The organism is Fredinandcohnia quinoae, assembly GCF_022427965.1.
Taxonomy (GTDB): Bacteria; Bacillota; Bacilli; order Bacillales; family Bacillaceae_L; genus Ferdinandcohnia; species Ferdinandcohnia quinoae.
Map to the genome: position 1 here is coordinate 44,292 of NZ_JAKTTI010000031.1, position 8,083 is coordinate 52,374.

Here is an 8,083-nt window from a genome sequence, read left to right on the forward strand (position 1 = left end):
TTAGGGGGGAAGAAAGATGTTTGAAAAAGTCTTTGAAAATATTGATAGAACTATACCACTTGTACATAATATAACGAATTATGTGACAGTCAATGATGTTGCAAACATGATTCTAGCATGTGGTGGGTCACCAATTATGGCAGATGATATGGCGGAGGTAGAGGAAATAACAAGTATATGTAATTCACTTGTTATTAATATCGGTACACTAAATGATAGAACAATTCACTCAATGATTCTAGCTGGAAAAAAAGCTAATGAGCTCGGTAACCCAGTCATCCTTGACCCTGTTGGAGCAGGTGCTTCCAAGCTTCGTACAAATACAGTTTATGAACTATTAAATGAAGTTAAATTTACGGTAATTAGAGGAAATATTTCTGAAATCAAGACTGTTTATGCGGGAAGTGGTTCAACGCAGGGTGTAGATGCATCAATAGAGGACTTAGTTACAAATCATAATCTTGATGAAATGATTGAACTTGCTCAGAGATTAAGTAGAAGGACGGGGGCAGTTATTGCGATTACAGGTGAGATTGATATTGTAGCAGATGAAAAGAAAGTGTATATGATCCGTAATGGTCATGAAATAATGTCAAAAATTACTGGTACAGGTTGTATGCTTACTGCTGTTATTGGTGCTTATTGTGGTGCAAATAAAGGCGATACTCTTGATAGTACAGCTGCTGCAGTAAGTGCAATGGGACTCTGTGGCGAACTTGCCTATGAGAAATTATTGAAAACAAACGGGGGAACATCTAGCTTTAGAACATTTCTTATTGATTATATGAGTGTAATGAACCATTCACTTTTAGAAAAGGGGAGTAAAATTGAAACTAGATAATGACTCAATGCTTTTATATGCAGTCACTGATCGTGCTTGGTTAGGTGACCGCACACTTGCTGAGCAAGTAGAAGATGCGATAATAGGTGGAGTAACCTTCGTTCAATTGCGAGAAAAAAGCCTACCATATGATGAATTTTTAAAACAAGCAATCCATATTAAAAAAATTACAGATACATTTAAAGTACCATTTGTAATTAATGATAATGTTGAAGTTGCGATTGCTAGTGATGCTGATGGTGTTCATGTTGGGCAGGAAGATCTATCAGTTAAAAAGGTAAGAAGTATGATTGGTTCCGACAAAATCCTGGGAGTATCCGTACAAACAGTAGAACAAGCACTGAAAGCAGAGCAGGAAGGTGCAAATTATCTTGGTATCGGTGATGTTTTTGGTACAAAAACAAAACATGACGCTACTCCAATGAACTTTGAAACAGTGAAAGAAATCTGTACAAACGTTTCAATTCCAGTTGTTGCAATTGGAGGAATTAATGAAACAAATCTATTAGAGCTCTCTGGTAGTGGAGTGGATGGAGTTGCTGTAATATCAGCTATATTTGCAAATTCTGATATTGTGGAAGCATGTCAAAAACTACTTGAACTTTCTAAGAAAATGGTAAATGAGGGATCAGTATGAAAAAGGTACTAAGTATTGCTGGATCTGATTGTAGTGGTGGTGCAGGAATTCAAGCTGATATTAAAACAATTACAGCACATAAAATGTATGCAATGAGTGCAATTACCGCTCTTACGGCGCAAAACACAACTGGTGTGTATGGAGTAATCGATACCCCACCGGAGTTTGTCGGTCAGCAGCTTGATTGCATTATGAATGATATTTTTCCAGATAGTGTGAAAATAGGAATGGTTTCTTCACCATTAATCATAGAAAAAATTGTAGGAAAACTGATTGAATACAAACCTCGTAATATTGTTGTTGATCCTGTCATGATCTCAACAAGTGGTAATAGACTCTTAAGTGAGGATGCGATGGATGCATTAATTAATAAACTGATTCCACTTGCAACGGTTATTACCCCTAATCTTGCTGAAGCAGAATGCCTTAGTGAAATGGAAATCCATACGAAGGAAGACATGCAAAAGGCAGCTTTGAAATTATCAGGATTTTACGACGGGAATATTTTAATTAAGGGGGGGCATCTTAAATCTACTGCAGATGATCTATTATACAGCAATGGAGAATTTATCTGGTTTACGGGTATTAAAATTGATAATCCTAATGCTCATGGTACAGGCTGTACGCTATCTTCTGCCATAGCATGTAATTTGGCGAATGGATTAGATATTAAGACAAGCATTCAGCAAGCGAAAAATTATATTACGGGTGCATTGAAAGCAGGCCTTGATCTTGGAAAGGGAAGCGGACCATTGAATCATCATTACAGGTAAGAAATAACCCCCTCATATAGGGGGTTACGCATTTAATTGATGTTCTTTTACATAACGATTACTTGGGTGTTCCTTACATTCTTCGCTACATGAGCGTAAATGTTTGTGTTCACATTCTTCACATAAGAGTAAGTGTTTATTACAGTCGGGATTTCCGCATTTGACATACCGTTCCTCAGGATTTCCACAGTGATAACAATTGCCTACAATCACTTCTTCACCAGTTCTGTTTACAGATACAGAAATACGCTCATCAAATACATAGCATTTCCCATCCCATAATGCTCCTTTAACTTCAGGGTCATATCCGTACGTGATAATTCCACCATGTAATTGATTCACATTCTGAAAACCTTCATTAACGAGGAAACCAGAAAATTTTTCACAGCGAATTCCACCGGTACAGTAGGTTAGTACTTTTTTATCCTTGTATTTGCTTAGATTTTCTTCGACCCAGGCTGGAAGCTCACGAAATGTTTCGATATTAGGACGAATAGCATTTTTAAAATGGCCCAAATCATACTCATACGTATTTCTTGCATCAAGAATAATGACATCATCATCCTGCATCGCTTCAAAAAACTCTTTAGGTGTGAGATGTTTTCCGGTAACTTCATTAGGATTCAAGTCATTGGCCAAATGAAGATTAACAATCTCTGGTTTAACCTTTACCTTCATTTTTTTAAAAGCATGTCCAGAGCTAGGTTCGACTTTGAAAATAATATCAGTAAATCGAGCATCTTCACGCAAAGTATTCATGTATCGCTCTGTCTGTTCAATAGTACCAGATACCGTACCATTCAAACCTTCTGTGGCAACTAAAATTCTACCCTTAAGACCAATTTCATTGCATAATTCCAAATGAGCATCTCTAAATGCCTCTGGGTCCTTTATTTGTACGTATTTATAATATAGTAGTACTTGATAATTCATTTTACTCACCTATTCTATTTCTTTCTTACCTAAAGTATAATATCAAAAAAACGTATGTAAGTGAACAATGGATTCAATTTGAAGGCAATCTCATTAAATAAAAAATGGCCACTTATCTTAACTTTGATAAGTGGCCATTTTGTTAGTTTCATGTACAGTCAAGCCAAGGCGATAGAGATGTTTACGAATACCACATCGTTCCCACGTATTGAAAATAGGCTCTTTTAATGCATTTTTGGGGTAAAAGATACCAATATTTGATAGTTCCTCAAATGAAAGTCCTTGTCGTGCATATTGCTCAATCACTTCATCACGTTTTTCGATAATCGCAAGGAAATTATCCATTGCTTGTTTAAAATCTTGTTTGGAGAAAATTCCTTTTTGATGTCCAGTAATATATGTATGAACATCTAAGGAGAGAAGGCGTTCTCCGGATTTTATGAAGTCTTCAATGTCTCCGTCGCTACCGTTATACCATGGACCGAAGGATGTCATGTCATAATCTCCAACAAAGGCAACACCTAAATCAGGGAAGTAGGGACATGAAAGACCTTCCGTGTGTCCTGGAATATGAAGAAAAACAACCTTAACATCACCAAATGTATAATCGATTTCATAGTTATAAGTTCCCGAAATTTCCTCAAGATTTGTTATCCATTCCTGTGGTAGGGTTTTACGCCACATTTCTACACCCTTAGAACCCCATTCTTGATGGATTCCATTGGCTTTTGCAACTCCATCAATTGTTCTTGTTGTTTCAAATTCGATTGGATTAATCCACTTCGTTGCATTTTTAAATAAATAATTGTGCCCGGTGTGATCGGGGTGATAGTGGGTATTTATGATAAGTTCAATTCCGTATTCTTTATCGATTGAGGTCAATGCCATCGGATCTGCTCCAGAATCAATTAATACCTTGTCAGAACAATCAATATATAAACTTCTTGAAAAAGGGACCTTACTATTATTTGGACCCTCTACAATAATAAGCGGACCAATGCTTTTCAACTTGCTCACCTCTTTTAGAATGAGTCCTTCAATGAGTATAATGAGTGAATATTCATTCATTATATCATATCATTATTAAATAAAACAAAGAACAGTGTCACTGTTCTTTGTTTTAACTGTATTCTTACAAATATGGACTTTCATGCTTTGCTTTAAGCATATTCCATCGCCGTTCAACTTCATCACGGAATTCCTGAAGCATATCTTTACTTTCTTCCTTTAGTAAATGCTTTGTTTTTCCCATTAATTCAAGCCATCTTGTTACATCAATACGCTTATTCTTTTCCTCGGGATTATAAGTAATAGTTGTGATTCCGTGTTCTACTTCATAGAGAGGGAAGAAACAGGAGTTAACAGCTGCTCCTACGATTTCCTGCCCGAGTTCGTCCTTTGATTTCCAGTTTAATGGACATGTGATTAAAATTTTTCCGTATACTAATCCTTCATTTTGAGCATACCATTGTGCCTTGGCGGCTTTCTTCAAGAGATCCCGATCTAATGCCTCCGTACCGGTAAATACGTAAGGAATATGCGTTGCAGCCATTATTTGTGCTGTATCCTTATGATGGAACGGCTTTCCATTTTGAAAACTCCCGACATTTGAAGTACTTGTCATATGACCCATTGGAGTTGAATAGGAAAGCTGACTTCCTGTATTCATATAACCTTCATTATCATACTCAAGAATGATCATTTTATGGTTTCTTAATGCAGTACCAATTGCAGGACCCATTCCAATATCCATTCCACCATCACCAGTAACCATCACAAATGTGAAATTATCACTCAATCCTAGTTCCTCGAATTCCCCACGCCTTTTGCGCTCATGGAACATTTCGACTAGTCCTGATAATGTAGCAGAACCATTTTGGAAAAGATTATGGATATAGGTCGCTTTATGGGCACTATATGGATAACCGGTTGTCACAACCATTGCACATCCTGTATGGAATAAAGCAACAATATCCCCTTCAATTCCTTTGAAAAATAATTCTAATCCAGAGAAAATTCCACAACCAGGGCATGCCCCATGACCGGAAGCAATTCGTTTTGGCTTTTTAGTAAGTGAACGTAAAGGTGGAATTTTTACTTTTAATTCACCAGTTTCATCATCAGGTGTTACAGTGATCAATCCAGTTACTAAATCCTCTTTTTTCAACGGATTAACGATTCTTTGTGGAGCTTTGTCAGGGTCTCCAGGTGTATGTCCAAAATAATCAAATGGCTTTTCCACAAAATCTGTTTCGACGGCATCCTGTGCCAAACGGAAAAAGTGTTCAGCATCATCTGCATAAAAGTCCTTTCCACCAAGTCCATATACACGGTTGATAACCTTTGTACTAGCATTACCATATGTTTGCAAGGTGGCTCTAATTTCAAGAGCCATATTGCCCCCATGCGCCCCATAGGAATCGGCACGATCGCCTACTGTTATCGCTTTGACATTCTTCAATACTTCTGCAAGCTGCCTTTGCGGGAATGGACGAATCATATTCGGTGAGATAACTCCTGCTTTGACACCCTGTTCACGAAGACGATCCACTACGTCCTTACAAACCTCAGCAGCTGAATTAAGCATAAATACTGCAATTTCTGCATCTTCCATTCGATATAAATCTAGAACCGGATACTCACGGCCTGTAAGTTCAGCATATTCTTTAGAAATTCTATCAAAAACCTTTTCAGCATTATACATCGCTTCTGATTGCTGGTAGCAATTATTGATATAATCCGGTTCATTCATATACGGACCGATTGTTACTGGGTTTTCACGATCAAGTGCATGTGGAAAGTTCCTTGGTGGATCACCAATAAAGTCGTGTACATCTTTTTTATTCTTAATTACTTGTACACGTCTTTTTTGATGGGATGTAAAATAACCATCAAAGGAGACGATAACAGGTAACCGAACCTCAGGATCTTCTGCAAGTTTAATAGCTAAAATATTCATATCATAGACTATTTGCGGGTCACGTGCCATCAAAATCGGCCAGCCGGTATTGAGAGCAAAATATAAATCAGAGTGATCACCATGAATATTTAATGGGCCAGACACCGATCGATTGACTAAATTCAAAACCATTGGAAAACGGGTTCCAGATTGAACAGGCAATTGTTCAAGCATGTACAAGAACCCATTCGCACTGGTTGCATTGAATACACGACCCCCACCAGTTGACGCACCATAGCATATACCGGCAGAACCGTGTTCACCATCAGCTGGTATTAGTACAATATCATGCTCTCCCTTTGCCTTCATCCCATCCAAAAATTGTGCAACTTCAGTGGAGGGAGAAATCGGATAATATCCCATCACGTGATAGTTAATTTGGTGTGCTGCATATGCAGCCATTTCATTACCTGATTCGAAGACTATACTTTGTTCAAGGGTGCCTTTTTGGACGTTCAGCTTTTCACTAGTTACATCTATGGACAATATAGTTACCACCTTTCCTAATTTTTTACTAAATCAAATATGTGGGGGACACGATTAGCATTAGCAAAGCCATCATCAAGCTCTCTTTCGTCTGATAGCGCTTCCACAGGGCAGGCGTGGACACATTTCAAACAGCCCTTGCAATATTGATAATCAATTCCTTTCAGGAACATTTGCGGTCGACCTCTTTTGTCAGCCTTCTCCTCCCAAACAAAGCAAAAATCAGGACAAACGGTATCGCATGCGGCGCAATTAATACATTTTTCTTCATGAAAGTGAGGAAGCATTCCTGCTCGTGATATACTTAAATCTTTCAAAATACTGTTTCCGGGATTTGTTACAGTCCCTCCAATTGGTTGATTTGCATAGCCTAGGGCAGACACAGGCCGTGTAAAAGGCTTAGGCTCTATATTTTGATCAGGTTCAAAAACTTCAAATCTAACTTCGTGAAAGCCTCGGTCAAATGTACGAATATTTGGTTCAACCAAATGAGGATACTTATTTTCAAAAGTTCTCCTAATCGTATTTTTCATTGATTCAGGATCTAAGAAATCGAGTATTCGATAAAGCGCTCCAAGCATGGCAGTGTTAACCTTTGTTTGTTCCTGCAAGGCGATTTCTGTTGCATCAATTACTGCTACAATTCCACCTTCAATCTTCATTAAGTCTTTCAGCTTTTCTGGAGATTTCTTTGAATTAACTAACACAGTACTATCATTATAAATTCCGCTTGTACAATTAATAGTTTTAAAAAGAGCATCATGGAATATTCCAACTACGTGAGGACGTTCAATAGGTGTGGTATCTCGAATAGTAGTGTCAGGGTCACAAAAGCGAATATGTGCTTTTACAGGTGAGCCTTTTTTCTCTGAGCCATATGATGAAAATCCAACTCCGTTGAATCCATTTCCAACGACACCATCTTCCGAAAGCATTTTACCTGCTAAATTTGCCCCTAAGCCCCCGATGGATTCAAGACGAATTTCAAAAAAACCTAATTCATTTACTCTAGGTAGTTTTGCCAAAAAGATTCCTCCTATCATAGAAAAATAACTTAACGATTAGAAAATTATAAATTTTCTAATAAATATATTTTGATTGTAACAGGATACAAAATGAAATACAACAGAGTTTTAATAAAATGGGATTTGATATGAGAAAATCTAAGTTATATGGAAATTTCAAGAATGACTTTTAATCTGTTATAATACATATTTAACATTGTAATATAACAGATGTGAGATCTGTCAGTATTTTATCAATTTCCGACAGAAGACTCTCTATTCATTCATGTGATGGGCGCAGCCAAACGATAAGGGGGGAGATGAATGTCGGTTGGCAGTAGCCAAAGTGGTTTCCGTATGGTAAAATAAGAACAAATGTTCTCTTTGAGGTGAAGTGAAAACAATGCTAATCAACAAGGCATACAAATTCCGTATCTATCCAACTATAGA

The 8,083-nt window shown here is 37.4% G+C and carries 8 protein-coding genes; 4 read left to right on the forward strand and 4 right to left on the reverse strand.

Translation table 11 applies throughout. From position 1 onward, the window contains the following. Positions 1-16: 16 nt before the first annotated feature. Genes thiM through thiD form a run of 3 tightly spaced genes read left to right on the forward strand, consistent with a single transcriptional unit; the run spans position 17 to position 2,251 of the window. On the forward strand, positions 17-841 hold the full coding sequence (gene thiM / locus MJG50_RS16860) for a hydroxyethylthiazole kinase (protein ID WP_240256924.1): 825 nt from the start codon (positions 17-19) through the stop codon (positions 839-841). Further along, on the forward strand, positions 828-1,478 hold the full coding sequence (thiE, locus tag MJG50_RS16865) for a thiamine phosphate synthase (protein WP_240256925.1): 651 nt from the start codon (positions 828-830) through the stop codon (positions 1,476-1,478). The genes thiM and thiE overlap by 14 nt, the downstream gene beginning before the upstream one ends. Next, the gene (thiD, locus tag MJG50_RS16870) at positions 1,475-2,251 is read left to right on the forward strand and encodes a bifunctional hydroxymethylpyrimidine kinase/phosphomethylpyrimidine kinase (protein ID WP_240256926.1); all 777 of its coding nucleotides are present in this window, start codon (positions 1,475-1,477) and stop codon (positions 2,249-2,251) included. Before thiE ends, thiD begins: the two co-directional genes overlap by 4 nt. Positions 2,252-2,275: 24 nt before the next feature. Here the strand turns inward: thiD and trhO are convergent, their stop codons facing one another. The 4 genes from trhO to MJG50_RS16890 all read right to left on the reverse strand — a co-directional run bounded on the left by trhO (position 2,276) and on the right by MJG50_RS16890 (position 7,654). Next, on the reverse strand, positions 2,276-3,184 hold the full coding sequence (gene trhO, locus MJG50_RS16875) for an oxygen-dependent tRNA uridine(34) hydroxylase TrhO (RefSeq protein ID WP_240256927.1): 909 nt from the start codon (positions 3,182-3,184) through the stop codon (positions 2,276-2,278). A 117-nt stretch (positions 3,185-3,301) separates the two neighbouring features. After that, complete coding sequence (locus MJG50_RS16880) at positions 3,302-4,252, reverse strand: MBL fold metallo-hydrolase (RefSeq protein ID WP_240256928.1); 951 nt, start codon at positions 4,250-4,252, stop codon at positions 3,302-3,304. A gap of 64 nt (positions 4,253-4,316) precedes the next feature. Beyond that, positions 4,317-6,629, reverse strand: coding sequence for a thiamine pyrophosphate-dependent enzyme (locus MJG50_RS16885; protein ID WP_240256929.1), 2,313 nt, complete (start codon positions 6,627-6,629; stop codon positions 4,317-4,319). A gap of 17 nt (positions 6,630-6,646) precedes the next feature. Next, on the reverse strand, positions 6,647-7,654 hold the full coding sequence (locus MJG50_RS16890) for a 2-oxoacid:acceptor oxidoreductase family protein (protein ID WP_240256930.1): 1,008 nt from the start codon (positions 7,652-7,654) through the stop codon (positions 6,647-6,649). Between the two features lie 382 nt (positions 7,655-8,036). On the opposite strand from MJG50_RS16890, the gene MJG50_RS22400 reads away from it, so the two are divergent. After that, positions 8,037-8,083 (forward strand): helix-turn-helix domain-containing protein (locus MJG50_RS22400; protein WP_431307300.1); only part of this gene is annotated, 47 nt, incomplete at its 3' end.